This is a genomic window from Rhodococcus erythropolis NBRC 15567 (assembly GCF_001552595.1).
GTDB classification, from domain to species: domain Bacteria; phylum Actinomycetota; class Actinomycetes; order Mycobacteriales; family Mycobacteriaceae; genus Rhodococcus_F; species Rhodococcus_F erythropolis.
This window is the reverse complement of the sequence record NZ_BCRM01000024.1, coordinates 1-17,423: the sequence shown is the minus strand read 5'-3', so window position 1 is coordinate 17,423 and position 17,423 is coordinate 1. Positions and strand designations below refer to the sequence as shown.

Annotated in this window: 17 protein-coding genes; 14 read left to right on the top strand and 3 right to left on the bottom strand. The window is 63.5% G+C overall.

Translation table 11 applies throughout. The features are described from left to right. Positions 1 to 45 precede the first annotated feature (45 nt). From RE4_RS24190 to RE4_RS24175, 5 genes are all read left to right on the top strand, one after another. Positions 46 to 1,830, top strand: a complete 1,785-nt coding sequence (locus tag RE4_RS24190; RefSeq protein WP_021332782.1) for an ABC transporter family substrate-binding protein — start codon at positions 46 to 48, stop codon at positions 1,828 to 1,830. Further along, positions 1,827 to 2,711 (top strand): N-acetyl-1-D-myo-inositol-2-amino-2-deoxy-alpha-D-glucopyranoside deacetylase, encoded by an 885-nt coding sequence (gene mshB / locus RE4_RS24185; RefSeq protein ID WP_060939500.1) that lies wholly within the window; start codon positions 1,827 to 1,829, stop codon positions 2,709 to 2,711. The genes RE4_RS24190 and mshB overlap by 4 nt, the downstream gene beginning before the upstream one ends. Positions 2,712 to 2,760: 49 nt before the next feature. Further along, positions 2,761 to 2,976 (top strand): hypothetical protein, encoded by a 216-nt coding sequence (locus RE4_RS31080; RefSeq protein WP_127160005.1) that lies wholly within the window; start codon positions 2,761 to 2,763, stop codon positions 2,974 to 2,976. Positions 2,977 to 3,068: 92 nt separating this feature from the next. Continuing rightward, positions 3,069 to 3,485 (top strand): hypothetical protein, encoded by a 417-nt coding sequence (locus RE4_RS24180; RefSeq protein WP_019744521.1) that lies wholly within the window; start codon positions 3,069 to 3,071, stop codon positions 3,483 to 3,485. A 51-nt stretch (positions 3,486 to 3,536) separates the two neighbouring features. Continuing rightward, complete coding sequence (locus RE4_RS24175) at positions 3,537 to 4,382, top strand: uroporphyrinogen-III synthase (RefSeq protein ID WP_060939499.1); 846 nt, start codon at positions 3,537 to 3,539, stop codon at positions 4,380 to 4,382. Here RE4_RS24175 and RE4_RS24170 read toward each other — a convergent pair. Continuing rightward, on the bottom strand, positions 4,342 to 5,913 hold the full coding sequence (locus tag RE4_RS24170) for a PH domain-containing protein (protein ID WP_021345012.1): 1,572 nt from the start codon (positions 5,911 to 5,913) through the stop codon (positions 4,342 to 4,344). The two genes, RE4_RS24175 and RE4_RS24170, sit on opposite strands and share 41 nt — an antisense overlap. Beyond that, entirely contained in the window at positions 5,910 to 6,413 is a 504-nt protein-coding gene (locus tag RE4_RS24165; RefSeq protein ID WP_020970221.1) for a PH domain-containing protein, read from the bottom strand. The genes RE4_RS24170 and RE4_RS24165 overlap by 4 nt, the downstream gene beginning before the upstream one ends. Positions 6,414 to 6,495: 82 nt before the next feature. Between RE4_RS24165 and RE4_RS24160 the strand changes: the two genes are divergently transcribed. The 8 genes from RE4_RS24160 (at position 6,496) to RE4_RS24125 (ending at position 15,683) form a co-directional block, all read left to right on the top strand. After that, on the top strand, positions 6,496 to 6,684 hold the full coding sequence (locus RE4_RS24160) for an Rv3202a family protein (protein ID WP_003945217.1): 189 nt from the start codon (positions 6,496 to 6,498) through the stop codon (positions 6,682 to 6,684). A 118-nt stretch (positions 6,685 to 6,802) separates the two neighbouring features. Then, positions 6,803 to 9,361, top strand: coding sequence for a bifunctional FO biosynthesis protein CofGH (locus tag RE4_RS24155; RefSeq protein WP_020970220.1), 2,559 nt, complete (start codon positions 6,803 to 6,805; stop codon positions 9,359 to 9,361). Next, the gene (locus RE4_RS24150; protein WP_020908480.1) at positions 9,361 to 10,119 is read left to right on the top strand and encodes a hypothetical protein; all 759 of its coding nucleotides are present in this window, start codon (positions 9,361 to 9,363) and stop codon (positions 10,117 to 10,119) included. Before RE4_RS24155 ends, RE4_RS24150 begins: the two co-directional genes overlap by 1 nt. 146 nt (positions 10,120 to 10,265) lie before the next feature. Further along, entirely contained in the window at positions 10,266 to 10,589 is a 324-nt protein-coding gene (gene fdxA / locus RE4_RS24145) for a ferredoxin (RefSeq protein WP_003945248.1), read from the top strand. Positions 10,590 to 10,594: 5 nt separating this feature from the next. After that, complete coding sequence (dapC, locus tag RE4_RS24140) at positions 10,595 to 11,698, top strand: succinyldiaminopimelate transaminase (RefSeq protein ID WP_060939498.1); 1,104 nt, start codon at positions 10,595 to 10,597, stop codon at positions 11,696 to 11,698. 64 nt (positions 11,699 to 11,762) lie between these two features. Continuing rightward, on the top strand, positions 11,763 to 12,443 hold the full coding sequence (locus RE4_RS24135; protein WP_021332788.1) for a rhomboid family intramembrane serine protease: 681 nt from the start codon (positions 11,763 to 11,765) through the stop codon (positions 12,441 to 12,443). 12 nt (positions 12,444 to 12,455) lie between these two features. Next, positions 12,456 to 13,868, top strand: coding sequence for an acyl-CoA synthetase (locus tag RE4_RS24130; RefSeq protein ID WP_060939529.1), 1,413 nt, complete (start codon positions 12,456 to 12,458; stop codon positions 13,866 to 13,868). Between the two features lie 213 nt (positions 13,869 to 14,081). Beyond that, positions 14,082 to 15,683 (top strand): substrate-binding and VWA domain-containing protein, encoded by a 1,602-nt coding sequence (locus RE4_RS24125; RefSeq protein WP_029536790.1) that lies wholly within the window; start codon positions 14,082 to 14,084, stop codon positions 15,681 to 15,683. A 14-nt stretch (positions 15,684 to 15,697) separates the two neighbouring features. On the opposite strand, the gene RE4_RS24120 is transcribed toward RE4_RS24125, so the two are convergent. Then, positions 15,698 to 16,918 carry an HNH endonuclease gene (locus tag RE4_RS24120; RefSeq protein ID WP_238077101.1) on the bottom strand — a complete coding sequence of 407 codons (1,221 nt, stop codon included), beginning with the start codon at positions 16,916 to 16,918 and terminating at the stop codon, positions 15,698 to 15,700. A 211-nt stretch (positions 16,919 to 17,129) separates the two neighbouring features. Between RE4_RS24120 and RE4_RS24115 the strand changes: the two genes are divergently transcribed. Further along, positions 17,130 to 17,423, top strand: a 294-nt coding sequence (locus RE4_RS24115) for an ATP-binding cassette domain-containing protein (RefSeq protein WP_155716989.1), incomplete at its 3' end; no start/stop codon positions are given.

Below are 17,423 nucleotides of genomic sequence, written 5' to 3'. Positions count from 1 at the left end.
TCGAGTGCGAAGGGGCGACGCGGCCCCGTACGGAAGGAATTGTCTGTGGCCTCAGGACGTCGCTACCTGGCGTTGGCAGTGGCAGTGACGGCGTTGTCGCTGACTGCGTGTACGGCCGATCCGCCGCCTCCGGTCGAGAGCACCGAAACCGTCAAGCCCACACCGACTCCGGTTGTTCCGGCGATGAAGCAGGTCACTGTGGCGATCGACGAGGTAGGAGGCGGATTCAACCCGCACCTGCTCGCGGATCAGTCGCCGGTCAACTCCGCAGTCGGCAACCTCGTGTTGCCCAGTGCGTTTCGCCCGATCAATTCGCCGACGCAGCCTGGTGCGACGGAGTGGGCGATCGACGATTCTTTTCTCGTTTCGGCTGAAGTGACGTCAGAGGCTCCGTTCACTATTCGCTACCAACTGCGCAACGAAGCCCAATGGTCGGACGGCGCTCCCATTGCGGCAGAGGACTTTCGCTATCTCTGGCAGCAGATGATCTCGGTTCCCGGTGTGGTCAACCCCGCCGGCTATCAGATGATCGACGACGTGAACTCGTCCGGCGGTGGCAAGACGGTCAACGTCGTGATGCGTGCGCCGTATCCGGCGTGGCGAGAGTTGTTCACCGATATTCTTCCATCCCACCTGATCAAGGACACTCCCGGCGGTTTCAGCACCGGTTTGAGTGAGGGGATTCCGGTGTCTGGAGCCCACTTTCACGTGCGCTCGGTCGACCGTGGTCGAGACGAAATCGTGCTGGAACGCAACGACCGATTCTGGGGCAAGCCTTCAGATCCGGATCAGATAGTTCTGCGACGCGGAGGAACGGCTTCGCAATTGGCGGATGCACTGCGTACCGACGATGCTCAAGTGGCGCAAGTTCATTCGGGTAGTGCCACGGATATTCAGCTTTCTGCAATCCCGGGTGTCAGTACTGCATTCTCCTACGTTCCGCGCACTCTCGACATCAACGTCAATGGGCGCAGCAAGAACTTCGCGGACGTTCGGGTGCGTAAAGGTGTTCTGGGACTGCTCGATCCGGACCTGCTCGCCGTAGTGGCGGCCGGGAGTGAATCGGCGTCGGCCCCGGTGAAAGCTCAGATCCTCGCTCCGTCGGATCCGGGATATGCGCCAACCGCGCCGCCGAAACCGACCAGAGAGCAGGCGCTCGGCGAGCTGACCGCAGCCGGTTACTTGACAGCACCGCCAACCGGAATCGTCACTGGCACTGGAACGGTCGGATCGATCGTCCGGGACGGCGCTCAGTTGACGCTGCTGATCGGCGCTCCCGAAAACGACGACATCGCGATCGCCGTGGCAAACACCGCTGCCGACGAATTGCGTGACGTGGGGATCCTGGCGACCGTCGAATCGGTGCCGCCGGAGGAGCTCTACGGCGAGGATCTGACCACAGGACGCGTCGACATGATCGTCGGTTGGAGCCGAGCAGGCGCTGACACCGCAACTTTACTGGCCTCCCGGTTCAGTTGCCCGACAGCGCCTTCCACTCCTGCGACAGGTTCGGCGGTGCCCACACCGACGCCGTCGCAGTCTCCGGAGCCTGTCCGAACGACAAGCGTCGAGGCTCCGAGCAACCTGTCCGGGCTGTGTGATCCGGCGTTGCAAGGTCGGATCGACGAAGCGCTCAGTGGCATCGGGGATCTCGGGTCGTTGATCGCCGATGCGGAACCCAAGCTGTGGGATCTTGCGGCGGTTTTGCCGATCGTGCAGAGCCGAGCGCTGGTTGCAGTCGGGACCGGAGTCGAGGGCGTGGTCCTCGACGGGCCGGTGCAGGTGGGGATATTCGGAAACGCTACGGACTGGGTGAGGGTGGCAAAGTGACCGCGTCGGCGAAGCGACTTCTGTTGGTGCACGCACATCCGGACGACGAAACGATCACCACCGGTGGCACCATCGCGCGTTACGCGTCCGAAGGTGCCGACGTCACGGTCCTCACCTGCACGTTGGGGGAGGAAGGCGAAGTGATCGGTGACGCGTGGGCAGGGCTCGTGGCTGCCGAGGCCGATCAACTCGGGGGCTACCGGATCGCCGAATTGAGCGCTGCTTTGTCGGCTTTGGGCAGTGCCGCTCCTCGCTTCCTCGCCGGTGCCGGTCGGTATCGCGATTCCGGAATGATCGGCACACCTTCGGCCGCCAATCCCCGTGCCTTTGTCAATGCTCGACTCGACGAGGCAGTCGGCGCGGTGGTCGCCGTCATTCGTGAGATTCGGCCGCACGTCGTGATCACGTACGACCCCAACGGAGGCTACGGGCACCCGGATCACATCCAGGCACACGCGATCACGACAGCGGCCGTGGAAGCTGCAGCAACGGCCGCATATCCCGAGGCCGGCGAGCCGTGGTCGACTCCGAAGTTCTACTGGACCGTGACCGAGCGCAGCGGACTCGAACGCGGCATCGCGGCGATTTCCGAGTTCCCGGAGAACTGGCGTCTGCCCGAGCCCGGTGAATTGCCGAGCGTCGAGGACGCAGACGTGACGACGGCAATCGATGTTCGAGGCGTCATCGATGCGAAGACGAGGGCATTGAGCGCCCACGCCACTCAGGTGACGGTAGCCCCGAGTGGAGCCGAGTTCGCATTGTCGAACAACGTGGTCCAACCGATCCTGACGGTCGAGCATTTCGTATTGGCCGCCGGCACGCTCGGTCCGGTGGGTGAGGACGGTCGCGAGCGCGATCTGTTCGGCGGGCTGCACAGCTGACCTGGGCGTCGGCTCACAGGCATTGCGATCGACGCCGTAGTGGTGTGTGATGCGTGTCACCGGAGGGGTGGTCCTTTCGGTAACAGCAAAGCCTGGGGCTGAAGAAATGTACAACTGGGACCTGCAGAACCAGATCGTCGCCTTCGTCGATTCGTTGCGTCCGATGGCCGGTTACTACCACGACATGTATTACGGATCGCTCTACGCATTTGCAGATCAGCAAAGTCATCTGCTGACGCTGCTCGGGTTCCCGCCGGTTCCCTGATCGACTTCGTGCTTTTCGGGCGCGAGCCGGGGTGCTTGTCGGGAGGGACCCCGCGCTCGCGCGTTGGCCGTCGATAGACCACTATCAAAACCATGATCACGGCCGAGAACAACACAGACGCTTCGACAGAAACGTCGCTGTCGTGGCTCGACCCCATCATCCTCGGTGTCCTGATTTTCGACGGGTTCTTATGCGCGGTGTTGTCCGTCCTGTTCTTGCCGACTCATCTCGGTACGACGGCATTTCCGATCAGCATTCTCGTTGCAGCGACCGCGAACCTCGTATTGGTGATCGCCGCCCGCACGGTTACGACGCCGGGTATGGCCGCATTGCCGCTCGCCGGTTGGATCGTCGGGTTCTTGGTGTGCATGGTCGGCGGTCCAGGCGGCGACGTGCTGGTGCTCTCGTCCCCTCTGACGTTCTTACTGCTGGTCGGCGCAATCGCTCCGGCCGCGGTTTTCCTCTTCAAAGTAGCGATCAACAGGCTTGCCACCCTCAGTTCGCAATAGTTCTCGGCGCGCGCGTAGGAAAGTAACCCATCCATAAGGGACACTCAGCCTGTGGCTGAAGATGATCTGGCGGGCGCGACTATCGCCTTGACCGCAGAACGGCGTGTCGAAGAATTTGCGACGCTCCTCGAACGTCGAGGCGCGGAGATCGTGCGGACACCGGTGATCCATGTGCTGCCGTTGGTGGACGATCGCGACCTGCGCACTCAGACGTCCGCGTTGATTGCCGATCCGCCGGAATTGGTCGTGATCAGCACCGGAATCGGCTTTCGGGGTTGGCTCGACGCCGTCGCGTCGTGGGGTTTGACCGACGAGTTCCTCGGAGCTCTGGCCCGGACGCGCATCATCGCCCGCGGCCCCAAGGCGACGGGCGCCATCCGGGGCGCCGGACTGCGCGAGGAATGGTCGCCTTCGGGTGAGTCGTCCGAGGAAGTTCTGGCGCACCTCGGAAGCGAGGGAGTGGCAGGCTCACGCGTCGCAGTCCAGTTGCACGGCACCATCACCGAATGGGAGCCGTTGACGGACCTGAGCGCCTCCCTCGCCGACATCGGCGCGGTTGTCACCCCGGTGTCGGTCTATCGGTGGATCCGGCCGCCGGATCAGTCGCCAGTCCGCGCGTTGGTCGCTGCAGTTCGTTCCGGTGCAATCGACGCGCTGACCTTCACCAGTGCCCCCGCGGTGTCCTCGATGCTCAGCACGGCAAAAGAAATGGGCGAACTGGAGCGGTTCGTCGCAGCTATGCGCGGACCGGTACCGACCTACTGCGTCGGACCGGTGACGGCCGCCCCGCTGGAGTTGCTCGGCGTTCCGACCATCCAGCCGGAGCGATCGCGTCTCGGTTCGCTGGCGAGGCTCATCATCGACGACCTGCCCAAACGTCGCCACCGCCCGGAGTGACGGCTTCGATCAATGCCCACGCGTTCTCGGCGGGGAGATCGATCACCTCGTAGCTTCCGGTGCCTGCTGGCGTCGCGGCGATGACGGTTGCCACGCCTGCGCGTCGCTGGAAGAACGTCTCGCGCACCGTCCATCCGATGACACCTTCGGATTCGAGGCTGTGGCGCTGGCGATCGAGCGAGCCGCTTCGGGTGATCAACCATCCCGGCAGGACTGCGTGGCCGAGGCCGTTGTATCGGTCGTAGGCGAGGGCAGCGCCAGCGATGGCGAGTACGGCGACCCCGAACCACGCGTAGATCGGTACATCCAGACCAGAAGCCGCGCACGCCACGCAGACCAGAAACGCTACTGTCGCGAGAAACAGTGCCCTGGTGTACCGGCGACGCCGCGCGGCCGGGCCGTGCGGGATCAGCGGGGCGGACGCCTGACGTGAGTCACCGATGACGGTGGCCATCACTCGCTCGGCTTCCCTGCGTGGTCCCTGCGGGAGCAGCAGCGAAGATTCCTTCTTCTCGGCGCTGACCCCGGTCATGATGGCGTCGAGCCGCGCGCCGCGGGCCAATCGCAGCAGAAGCGGTTCTTTGAGCGTCGTGCCGCGGAGGCGGGCGCGGTCGAGTGTGGTTTGCCGAGTTTTCAACAGGCCGTGACTGACATGCAGGATGCGGCCGTTGTCGGTGAGTTTCATGTTGCCGAACGCGATCAGGTACTGGACGCAGGCGAGTGCACTCGACAGCACCAGCAGCACGACGAGTGCGATGACGACCATCAGCGCGATGCCGAGGCTCTCGAGTGAGTCGAAGCTGTCGCTTACTGCCGACGATTTCGCGACGGCAGTGCCGATGCCGTATTGGAACGAGATGCCGATGATCGCTGCGATGATGGCGATTCCGGTGAACGAAAAGGGAGCGTAGCGAACCCAACTGGGCTCCCAGTGACCGATCTCGGTGTCGACCGGTTCGGCGATGTTCTCGACCGGTGTGCCCGGGGTTTCCAGTCGCCGTGCCTGTTGCGCGCCGGCCAACAGTGCGGCACGTAGGTCCGGAACCAGGGCAGTCGAGAGGGCATTGAGTTCGAACTTGTTCGAATCGTGGCCGATCCCGGCGCGCTGGCCGGTCCCGATGCGCACGATCGACAGCCCGAGCAGTCGGTGCATGACCCCGGCCTCGACGTCGACGGATCGGATGCGGCTACGCGGGACGGAGAGCAGCTTTTTCTGGAATACCCCGGTGCGCAGTTGTACGTGAACGGGCCCGATTCGGTACGTGGTGGTGAAGTACCGCAACAGACCGAAGACGACGAGCAGAGTGACGACGCCGAGTCCCCACCAGTGGTTTCCGGATTGGCTGCCGAGAACTACGGAGACGAGCAGGACCGGGAGCAGTTTGACGACTTCGTTGACGGGGTGGACCAGAAGCATGCGGCGGTCGAGGCGGAGCCATGGCTGTTCCTCCTCGGCTGCCTCGGCAGCTGCCGTTTCCGCCTCGACCGGGATTTCGATCGCGGTCGGGTCGCCCAACTGCTTCTCGTTCACGTTGCGTCTCCCACGTTGGTGCCCGCGATCTCCGTCAGTTGGGCCACTGTGCGGTCGGCGATTTCCTGGTCGAGCGCGGAGATCTTCACAGCCCCGGCCGACGACGCCGTAGTGACGGTCACGGTTGCCAGACCCAACATGCGGTCGATCGGTCCGCGTTCGGTGTCCACGGTCTGCACGCGCGATATCGGTGCGATCCGTCGTTCCTGGGTGAACCACCCCGTGCGTGTGTACACCGCAGTGTCACTGATTTCCCATCGGTGGACGCGATACCGCCACGCCGGAACCATCAGAATGTAGGTGGCCGCGAACAGGACGGTGACTGCGAAGACCAGGCCCACCACCCAGGACGGGATTCCGGGTATCAAGACGGCACAGACGATTTCGGCGACGATGACGGGTACCCAGAACAGCGAGGCAGTGATTGCCCACAGCCTCGGGGCTTTGGCGCTGGGTCGCCATAACGGGTCGGCCATGGTCAGCGGTTGCGGGGCAGTCATGGGCACTACTTTGGTCGAGTGAGGGGCGATCTGTCGACATCGGCCCTATCGTGGAGTGTGGCGACTGCGAAGGGAGCACGTGATGACCGAACAAGATGCGACATTCGACCCGGAGGCTCCGGAATCAGATGCGCTCGAACAATCGACACCCGTAGATCCGAACGCCCCCGAAGAACCCGATCTGACCGACATTCCACTCGACGCGCCAGTGGCTGACGTGGTGGATCAACGAGTCGAGGTCGCGGTCGACGACGACTACCGGCCGTCGTGATCGAGGCCGTGTCGGGGCGGTAAGGCCTCCTACTTCTGGCACCGGGTGGCACTAGTCGTCCCACATGGCGCATGATCGCTAGGTGAACCGAACTGGTGATGACTCCGGCAAACCCACCATGCTTCCGATGCCAGGTATTTCCGCGTCCGCCTCGTCCAGTCCGTCGCCCGGCCCGTCAGCGTCGGCGATGCGGCGAGTTCTCCGTCGCGCACGCGATGGAGCGACCTTAAACGTCGACGAGGCGGCGACGCTGCTGCAGGCGCGGGGAACCGATCTGACCGATCTGTGTTCCTCGGCAGCCAAGGTTCGCGATGCGGGTCTGCTGGCAGCGGGTCGGCCGAACACCGTGACGTATTCGCGGAAGGTTTTCATTCCGCTGACCCGTCTGTGCCAGGACAAGTGCCACTACTGCACATTCGTCACGGTGCCCGGGAAACTGCGTGCCGCTGGGCACGGCATGTTCCTGGAGCCGGACGAGGTTTTGGACATCGCTCGGGCAGGCGCCGAATTGGGCTGCAAGGAAGCGTTGTTCACGCTGGGTGATCGCCCCGAGGCTCGCTGGCCGGAAGCAAAGCAGTGGCTGGACGAACGCGGCTACGACTCCACCCTCGACTACGTGCGGGCGATGTCGATCCGGGTACTCGAGGAGACCGGACTGCTCCCGCACCTCAATCCCGGTGTGATGAGCTGGCAGGAACTCTCGCGGCTCAAGCCCGTTGCTCCGTCGATGGGCATGATGCTCGAGACGACCGCAACCCGCCTGTTCACCGACAAGGGCGAATGCCACTACGGCAGCCCGGACAAGGACCCGGCGGTTCGGCTACGCACCCTGACCGACGCAGGCCGACTGAACATCCCGTTCACCACGGGAATTCTTGTGGGCATCGGGGAGAACTTCCTCGAGCGTGCCGAATCGATCATGGCGATACGCAAGTCGCAGAAGGCGTTCGGGCACATCCAGGAAGTGATCATCCAGAACTTCCTGGCCAAACCTGATACCGCGATGCGCGATACCCCTGATGCAGGACTCGACGAGTTTCTCGCGGCCATCGCCGTCGCACGCCTGCTGCTCGGGCCGACGATGCGGATTCAGAGTCCGCCGAATCTCGTCTCGAACAGCGAGTGCCTCGCGCTGCTCGGCGCCGGTGTGGACGACTGGGGCGGGGTGTCACCGTTGACCCCCGATCACGTCAACCCGGAGCGTCCGTGGCCGAATCTCGAGACCTTGGCGGAGATCAGCGCCGAAGGCGGCTTCACCCTGACCGAACGCACTGCGGCTCAGCCGGCATATGTCCTGGCCGGGGCTCCGTGGATCGATCCGCGCATTGCGGGCCACGTGCAGGCACTGGCGGACCCCAAAACCGGCCTCGCCCTGCCCGACACCAAGCCGGTGGGTCGGCCGTGGCAGGAACCGGACGAGTCGTGGGAATCGAGCGGACGCGTCGATCTCAATACCGAGATCGACACGGACGGGCGCAACACCGAGACCCGCAGTGACCTGGGCAGTGCGTTCGGCGACTGGGAGACCGTGCGCGAACAGGTCCTCGAGCTGAGTGCTCCGATTCGCGTCGACACCGATCTGCTGGCTGCGCTGCGCAGTGCCGAACGCGACCCGGCCGGATGCTCCGACGACGAGTACCTGGCCCTTGCCACGGCGGAGGGCCCGGGCCTGGAAGCTGTTGTGGCACTGGCGGATGCGCTACGCAAGGATGCCGTCGGCGAGGACGTCACCTACGTGGTGAACCGGAACATCAACTTCACCAACATTTGCTACACGGGCTGCCGGTTCTGTGCATTCGCGCAGCGCAAGGGCGACGCCGACGCCTTCACGCTGTCGGCAGAGCAGGTCGCCGACCGTGCGTGGGAAGCGCACGTCGCCGGCGCGACCGAGGTGTGCATGCAGGGCGGTATCGATCCGGAACTTCCCGTCACCGGTTACGCCGACCTGGTCCGGGCCGTCAAGAAGCGCGTGCCGTCGATGCACGTCCACGCGTTCTCGCCGATGGAGATCGTCAACGGTGCATCGCGCAGCGGTGAAAGCATCAGGGATTGGCTGACCGCTCTGCGTGAGGCGGGCCTGGACACCATTCCCGGTACGGCAGCGGAGATCCTCGACGATGAGGTGCGCTGGATCCTCACCAAGGGCAAACTGCCGACGGCGGAGTGGATCGAAGTGGTCACAACGGCCCACGAGGTGGGACTGCGGTCGAGTTCGACGATGATGTACGGGCATGTCGATCAGCCGCACCACTGGGTCGGGCACCTGAACGTTCTTCGTGGAATCCAGGACCGTACAGGTGGATTCACGGAGTTCGTGCTGCTGCCGTTCGTTCACCAGAGCGCGCCGCTGTACCTGGCGGGCGCTTCACGGCCAGGGCCGACCAACCGGGACAACCGCGCTGCGCACGCACTGGCACGCATCATGCTGCACGGTCGCATCCCCAACATCCAGACCAGCTGGGTCAAGCTCGGGATCACCGGAACGCAGATGATGCTCAACGGCGGAGCCAACGACCTCGGTGGGACGCTGATGGAGGAGACGATCTCGCGGATGGCAGGCTCCGAACACGGGTCCGAGAAGACCGTCGCAGAACTGCGCGCCATCGCCGAGGGAATCGGACGCCCGGCGCGCGAACGAACCACCACACATGCACGACGCGAAGGAGCGATTGCCTGATGGCCGATGTTCTGGGGGACCGCAAGGTCGTCGAGGTTCTCGATCGAGCGGTATGGGGGATCAACCCGGTTCTCGATCTCGCCTACAGTGATCCGCTCGGTATCAAGCGTCGGACCTTCGAGCCGACCGATCCCGAGCGAAATGCCGCAGCGATGGTGTTGGACGCGGCGGCCTGGGTCCTCGACGTCGTCAAGTTCCCCGGGACGGCGGCGTGGTCGGTGATGACCGACGAGCAGCGCTCGAAGTGGTGGACGACTCGGTTGGGTGCACTCAACACCGTTGCCGTCGCGTTCCCTGGCATCTTCGGCGTCCTCCTCAATCGGCTGCCGATCCAGGACCTCTTGGCATTTGCGAATCAGGCCGTTGTGCTCGTTGCGGTTGCCCGTGAACACGGAGTGACGGAGCGGGATCAGCAGGTGGACCTCCTGGCGTCGGTGCTGTGCCGGCGTGAGACCAAGTCCCGAGATCTGCTCGCCGGTGAGGATTTCGCCGAAAAGTCGGTCAGCGGTGCTGACGAGACCTGGCGCCCGTTCGCGCTCATCGGCACCTTGTGGCGCACGTCCAAGACTTTTCGTGCCATCACGGACGAGCTGCACAAGCGGCCGTCGCGGACAAAACCGTACGAGATTTTCGGCAAGATTCCGGTGGTCGGCGTCGTGGCGGATTATCTCGGTGAGCGCGGCGCTTTGGTCCGCGCGGCTGCCGCGGGGGAGAAGTGGATCGCGATTCGGTCGAGGAACATCACCGCAGTAGGCTGAAATGTGTTACCCCCGCCTGCTCAGAGTCGGTTGGCAGGGGGATAATAGGCTGTTCCCGCGGTACGTGAGAGTCGTATCGGATTTTCGGCCCCTTGCAACTGCGTGTTGCGGCGGCGATGCACGACAGGAAGGCAGGGAGATCGGCAGTGACCTACACGATTGCTGAACCGTGTGTAGATGTGATGGACAAGGCGTGCATCGAAGAATGCCCTGTCGACTGCATCTACGAGGGTGGACGCATGCTTTACATCCACCCCGACGAGTGTGTCGACTGCGGCGCGTGTGAGCCTGTCTGTCCCGTCGAAGCCATCTTCTACGAAGACGACGTCCCGGACCAGTGGAACGCGTACATCAGCACCAACGTCGATTTCTTCGACGATCTCGGTTCGCCGGGTGGAGCGGCCAAGCTCGGCAAGGTCGACTACGACACGCCGTTCATCAAGGCGCTGCCTCCCATGGGTGAGGAATAGAGATCTTGTCTCGTACTCCGGTGGCCGCTGGGCTTCCTGATTTTCCGTGGGATTCGCTCGCCGACGTCACGGCGAAGGCGCACTCTCATCCCGACGGCATCGTGAACCTGTCCGTGGGAACGCCGGTTGATCCCGTTGATCCGGTGATCCAGGAGGCTTTGTCCTCTGTTGCCGAGATACCCGGATATCCGACGACGCACGGCACGCTCGCACTTCGCGAGGCCGTAGCGGAGTCACTCGATCGCCGTTACAACATTCCCGACGTCGATCCGGCAGCGGTCCTGCCGGCGATCGGCACGAAGGAAATGATCGCGTGGCTGCCGACATTGCTCGGTCTCGGAGCCGACGATCTGGTGGTCATTCCGGAGTTGGCATACCCGACGTACGAGGTCGCGGCGAAGCTGGCAGGCGCTCGCGTCCTGCGCGCCGACGGCTTGAACAAGCTCGGTCCCGAGTCGGCGGCGATGATCTTCGTGAACTCGCCCTCGAACCCCACCGGCAAGGTGCTCGGCCTCGAGCACTTGCAGAAGGCCGTGGCCTGGGCGCGCGAGCGCGGCGCGATCGTCGTCTCCGACGAGTGCTACCTCGGATTGACGTGGGAAGCGGATGCACTCTCCATTCTCGATCCCCGTGTCAACGACGGCGATCTGACCGGTTTGCTTGCGGTCCACTCGCTTTCGAAGACGTCCAATCTCGCGAGCTATCGCGCGGGGTTCGTCACCGGTGATCCGGCTTTGGTGTCGGAACTGCTCGAGGTGCGTAAGCACGCGGGCATGATCCTGCCGCTGCCGATCCAGGCGGCGATGACCGCAGCTTTGGGCGACGACCAACACGAGAACATCCAGCGCGAGCGGTACCGCGAGCGTCGCAGCGTGTTGATCGAAGCTGTTCGAGGCGCCGGATTCACCGTCGACAATTCCGAGGCGGGTCTGTACCTCTGGGCGACGCGCGGCGAGGAATGTCGAGCGACGGTCAGTTGGTTCGCCGATCGTGGGATCCTCGTTGCCCCCGGTGAGTTCTACGGTCCGAGCGGTAGCAAGCACGTGCGGATCGCGCTCACTGCAACAGACGAACGAATCGCCGCGGCAGCAAAGCGCCTCTCCGCCTGAACCGTGTGCTTTCCCAGGTGTCAGGTTCCCTGATGTCGGTATCGGTCCGATGTAAGGTCGCGCTGTGACCACCTCAGGGACCGGCGGCTTGGACGCGGTACTGATTTTTGCTGTCGTTGTCGCCTCGGTTGCACTGATGCTCGTGTGGTTGAAAAGTCGTCGAGTTTTCGGAGAGTTCCCACTCTCGGCAGCTCTCCTCTGGCTGATGGTTGCAGTGCCGTCCATCCTGCAGGCGCTGATACCAGGACTACTCGAGATGTTTCGTCGTGATCCCGCATTGATTCGCGACGGTCAATGGTGGCGCATTCTGACCTCCGTGCTCGTCCAGGACGGAGGGGTCGCAGGAACCGTCACCAATCTCGTGACGCTGGCCGTGGTTGCACCGCCTGCGTTTCGGCTCTGGGGCGCCGCACGCGGCTGGGCTCTCTTTCTGCTCGGTCAACTGTTGTTCGGTTTGCTCACCACCGCAGTCTTTCCGTCGACCGGCGCAGGAAACTCCGGTGCCACACTTGCTCTGGCAGCGGCGGCCGCGGGGATCGGTGTTCTGGTGCGCCCGCGAATGCCTGAGATTGTTCTGACGGCCGTGATTGTCGTCGGCGGCGCAACCCTGGTGACGGTCGACGACGCGCACGGATTCGCCGTTCTTTCCGGGGCGCTCTTGGGGGCGGCGCTGGTGACGCTGTTCCCTCCGCACTCGATAGATGCGCGTCGGGCAGGAGAAAGTTTGCGACCATCGGCGCTGTGAGATGCTGTCGTGGTGCTGCTGAGATCACTGAACCCCCTTGCTGTCGCCCGCGGTGACGACCTCGACGCCGCCGTGACGATCGGTGACACGGTTCTCTCGCGGAGTGTCATTCTCGGTGCCGCGACCTCGGTCGCGGAACGAGTGGCGCAGGCCGATCGGGTTGCCGTATTGGCAACTCCCACAGCAAAAACGATCCTCGCCGTCGTCGGGGCATTGATTGCCGGTGTCACCGTTGTGCCGGTCCCGCCGGACTCGGGGAAGGCTGAGCGGGAGCACATTCTGCGTGACTCGGGTGCTCAGGCGTGGCTCGGTGAAACGGACGACCACTGCGACACTCTGCCGGTAGTTCCCGTCCGGTTGCACGCTCGCTCGTGGCACAGCTATCCCGAACCGGCACCGCAGTCCACAGCATTCGTCCTGTACACGTCCGGAACCACTGGCCCACCGAAGGGCGTTCTGCTCAGTCGCTCGGCCATCGCAGCCGGGATCGACGCGCTCGCCGAGGCCTGGGACTGGACGTGGCGAGACACGCTCGTGCACGGGCTTCCGCTCTTCCACGTGCACGGACTGATCCTCGGAATCCTCGGCCCCCTCCGGATCGGCAGCCGGGTGATCCACACCGTCAAGCCGACGCCGGAAAATTACGCCCGGGCGAAAGGCTCCCTCTACTTCGGTGTTCCCACCGTCTGGTCGCGTATCGCCGAAGACGAAGAAGCTGCCCGCGCGTTGTCCGGTGCCCGACTTCTGGTTTCCGGTAGTGCGCCGCTTCCTGTGCCTGTCTTCGAAAAGCTGCGGGACCGAACAGGATTGACGCCCATCGAGCGATACGGCATGAGTGAGACGATGCTGACTTTGAGCACACGTTTCGACGGCGAGCGACGCCCAGGGTGGGTCGGCGTGCCGCTGCGCGGAGTCGAGACTCGTCTTCGTGACGAGAAGGGCAACGACGTGCCACACGACGGCGAGAGTATCGGCGGTCTACAGGTACGTGGGCCGATGCTTTTCGACGGCTACTTGAACCGTCCAGTCGCAACCGCCGAGTCCTGGACGCAGGACGGCTACTTCAAGACCGGTGATGTCGCCGTCATCGACGAGGGTGGGTTCCACCGAATCGTCGGCCGCGAATCCATCGACTTGATCAAAACCGGTGGATTCAGAGTCGGCGCCGGCGAGATCGAGACCGCCATCCTCGGGCACCCTTCGGTGTCCGAAGTTGCGGTGATCGGTGTCCCCGACGCCGATCTGGGTCAGCGGATCATCGCCGTCGTAGTCCGTAAGCCCGGGAGCCCCGAGGTCACCGAAGCTGAATTGGTCGAGTTGGTCGGGGCTGAGTTGTCGGCGCACAAGCGTCCCCGTGAGGTTCGCTTCGCCGAGACTCTGCCGCGTAACGCGATGGGCAAGGTCCAGAAGCGCGAGCTCTTCTGAGAAGAGTGGTTTGCTGAAAAGTCGCTGTGACGCTTGAAGGTTCGTGACTTCGGTCGGACTGTCCCGGAATATGGGCTCGTCGGTTCTCCGACGATTCAGCGCTAGTTGGAATTTCTGTGTTCTTGGCTACACTACCGCCCGGTAGGGATAGCTCCAGTCGCACGCATGCCGTCGGTATGTCCTAGTGCGAGTGGCCTCGGAAGGGCAGATTTCATGGCGGGCGGACGGCATTCGAGTCCTGACAGCGGGCGATCGATCGGGTTCTACGCAGTGGGTGGGTTGGTTGCCGTCGCGGTAGTCGCTACCGGGGTGGTGGTCTTCAAGGCAACACAGTCCGATTCCTGCGAGAGCGTCGACGAGTACTCGCTGGCAGCAGATCCTGCGATCGCGCCTGCAGTCACGGAGATCCTCGCAGAATCGTCGCCGGAGCAGACAGGCTGTTCACGGATCACGGTCACCTCTGCGTTGCCAGGCGACGTAGCGGGAACCTTGGGCAAGGGCGTGGACGCACCGGACATGTGGATACCGGATTCGACAGCGTGGGTTGGCAAAGCTGCACTGACGGCCAAGGGACCGGTCGCTGCCGCCGGCGGTTCGATCGCCACCTCGCCTGTCGTCCTCGCGTCCGGCGGTGGCGAGCAGTTTGCCAGTTGGCTCACGGCGCTTCAGGTTCCCGATCTCGCGCTGGGCAATCCGTTGTTCACCGGGGTTGCGTCGGCGCCCATTCTCGGAGCCCTCGCGGAGACAGGGGCCACCTCCGAATCGGTTCGAGCGGCACTCGTACCCCATGCCCAAGCGGAGAGCGTTCGTACCGAAGATCAGCCGGTTGGGCAGAAGATGCTCACCGAATTGGTCAGCTCCGGCAAGGTCGGTGTTTCGACCGAGCAGCAGGTAGTCGAGTTCACGAAAGCCGAGTCGAAGATTTCCGCGACAGTACCGGCGACTGGAACCATGATCATGGATTACCCCCTGGTGGTCAGTGCGTCGGCGCCGGATCGGCACTACGCGGCAGCGAAGAAGAGTGACGCCATCGCCGACCTGTTGCACAGTGAATCTGCTCAGGAAGTGCTGACACGCAGCGGTTTCCGTACTTCCGGCGGTGGCGCTGTCGAAGGTGGAGTTGGTGACGTGACGGCCTTGACGGTCTCCGAACAGTCGGTGGCCGATCAAACGCTGGGCGCTTGGGCTCTGATGGCCAAGCCGATCCGGACACTCGTTGCGATCGACGTGTCTGCGTCGATGGACTACCCGGCAGCAGGCGGCAAGACGCGCATGCAGTTGACCACTGCTGCCGCTCTCGCCGGCAATCAGGTCTTCCCGGACAGTGTCGCTGCCGGTCTCTGGGCGTTCTCCCAAGGTATGAACGGAACCCAGGACTTTCAGGAATTGGTGCCGATCAGGCGCTACGACACCATCGTCGACGGCGTGACTCAGCGAAAGTTGATGGCTGATCAGGCGAACCGGCTCACCGAACTCAAGCGTGGCGCCACCGGTTTGTACGACACGACGCTGGCCGCCTTCCGTAAGGTGCAGGAATCGTACGATCCGCGAGCGGTCAACAGCGTCATCATCTTGACCGACGGTGCCAACGAAGATCCCGACAGCATCAGCCGTGAACAGCTGCTCGATGTTCTTGCACGCGAGCAGGATCCGGCGCGTCCGGTCATCATCGTCACCATCGGCATCACCGATGACGCCGACGCGGCGGCGCTCGCCGATATCTCCCGCGTGACGGGCGGTTCGACGTACATCGCTCGTGACCCCTCGGAGATTTCCGAGGTGTTTGTGAACGCACTGGCTCACCGAGGATCGTGAGCACGCCGAGGACCTCAGGCCGCGTCGGGACCGGCCCAGGGCGTCGGAAGTGGCGGAGCCTCAGACGAATATCGGTGCCCGGTAGGCGTCGTCGTGGTGAAGGTGTGCCGGGTACCTGGTACAGGTTCGGCAGACCAGTCCGAGCCCTGTTTCGCGTAGTTGCATGCCGCGCACAGCCCGGCACCGTTGGCTGCGCTGGTGAGGCCACCCCTGGAGTGATCGCGGATGTGGTCGCGGTGGCGAACCGGCGCGTCGCACCACGGAGTGCGGCAGCTTCGATCCCGAAGTTCGATCAATCGCGCCAGTCCCTTCGGGAAGGTTCTCGCCGTGGATTCCATTGCGGTCAGCGCGCCGGTGTCGGGGCGTGCGTAGAGCCTTCGAATCGTTGTCATGGTTTCGGAGTCCTCGCCGGACAAGGTGATCCATTCACGTGCGATGGCTGCTGGAACAGGTCCGTACCCGTGGACGTGGGCAGGGTCGGAACCGTCGCCGAGTAGCGACTGGTCGGAGACAATCAGATTCACCGTGACGGGTGTCGGTGTGGCGCGGCCGATTCCGGTGACTCGCTCTACCAGGAGATCAGCCATGATCTGAGCTCGCGTGCGCTCGTCCCCACCGGCAAGTACGGAATCTGCATCGCGGCCGAGCGTGGCATATACGACGGTACCCGCGGCAGCGGGAAGTAGGACATTGAGCCAGCACATCGTGTCGGGCGCAGGCCGTGACGTCACGCGTCTGTCTCTTACGGCTTTGCGTGCTCGTCTGGCAACACTGTCTGCGTCTATTTCCGCAGTGCGTGCGCGGATTCTTTCTGTCAGTTGGTGGGTGCCACATCCGTCCAAGATTGCAGCGTCGCAGCAGAACTCGCGATCCAATGCAGCGCGATCCTGGACTGTGAGACACGCAGTTTCACGCATGAGAATTGTCGCTTGATGCTCACTGATGGAGCCACGGACGAGTAGTCGAAGTGTGTGCGGCATCTCGTCGTTCAGTGCGCGGGCCAGGTTGAGATGCTGAGTTCCGAACCATGCCGACTCTCGCCGTGCGAGGGCAATCTGCGCGTTGATTCCACGGCCCTGGTACGAGCGCGGAACTCCCCGTTCGCCGCGGTCCTTGCGGGTTACCGTGTCGAGATCGGCAGCCAGCAATGCCTGGGCCCCAGCGCAACTGGCCTTCAGCTCTTCCAGTGCGCGTAGTAGATCCACGCGAGCTGCATTGTCGATGGAACGATCCATGCTGACGAGTGACGCTCGGAATTGTCCGATCGTCTCTTCGGATATCGTCTGTTTGGATATCGCCTGTTCAGATACTTTCGTCGTCACTTTTACCCCCCGGTAGTGTCGAACATACATTCGATACTAGTGCCGACAGTGAACGCACGCAACGGCTTTCTCTGTTGGCGTCCGAAAGTTCCGACAGTTCGGTTTTCATGGTTGACTGGTCCTCATGATCGAGTTGAGGGGATTGACCAAGGTTTACGGACCGACGAAAGCGGTGGACGATTTGTCGTTCGCGGTCAAGCCGGGCATCGTGACGGGCTTTCTGGGCCCGAACGGTGCGGGTAAGTCGACGACGATGCGGATGATCCTGGGTTTGGATCAGCCGACGTCGGGTGCGGCGTTGATCGACGGCAAGCCGTACCGGGAGTTGAAGACGCCGTTGCGGACGGTGGGCGCGTTGTTGGATGCGAAGTGGGTGCATCCCAATCGCAGTGCGCGGGCGCATCTGCAGTGGATGGCT

Bases quoted from the DNA above. Each gene is read 5' to 3' on its own strand.
- RE4_RS31080 (WP_127160005.1), top strand. From the start codon at position 2,761: ATGCGTGTCACCGGAGGGGTGGTCCTTTCGGTAACAGCAAAGCCTGGG.
- RE4_RS24180 (WP_019744521.1), top strand. From the start codon at position 3,069: ATGATCACGGCCGAGAACAACACAGACGCTTCGACAGAAACGTCGCTG.
- RE4_RS24165 (WP_020970221.1), bottom strand. From the start codon at position 6,413: ATGACTGCCCCGCAACCGCTGACCATGGCCGACCCGTTATGGCGACCC.
- RE4_RS24160 (WP_003945217.1), top strand. From the start codon at position 6,496: ATGACCGAACAAGATGCGACATTCGACCCGGAGGCTCCGGAATCAGAT.
- RE4_RS24155 (WP_020970220.1), top strand. From the start codon at position 6,803: ATGCTTCCGATGCCAGGTATTTCCGCGTCCGCCTCGTCCAGTCCGTCG.
- RE4_RS24150 (WP_020908480.1), top strand. From the start codon at position 9,361: ATGGCCGATGTTCTGGGGGACCGCAAGGTCGTCGAGGTTCTCGATCGA.
- RE4_RS24125 (WP_029536790.1), top strand. From the start codon at position 14,082: ATGGCGGGCGGACGGCATTCGAGTCCTGACAGCGGGCGATCGATCGGG.
- RE4_RS24120 (WP_238077101.1), bottom strand. From the start codon at position 16,918: ATGGATCGTTCCATCGACAATGCAGCTCGCGTGGATCTACTACGCGCA.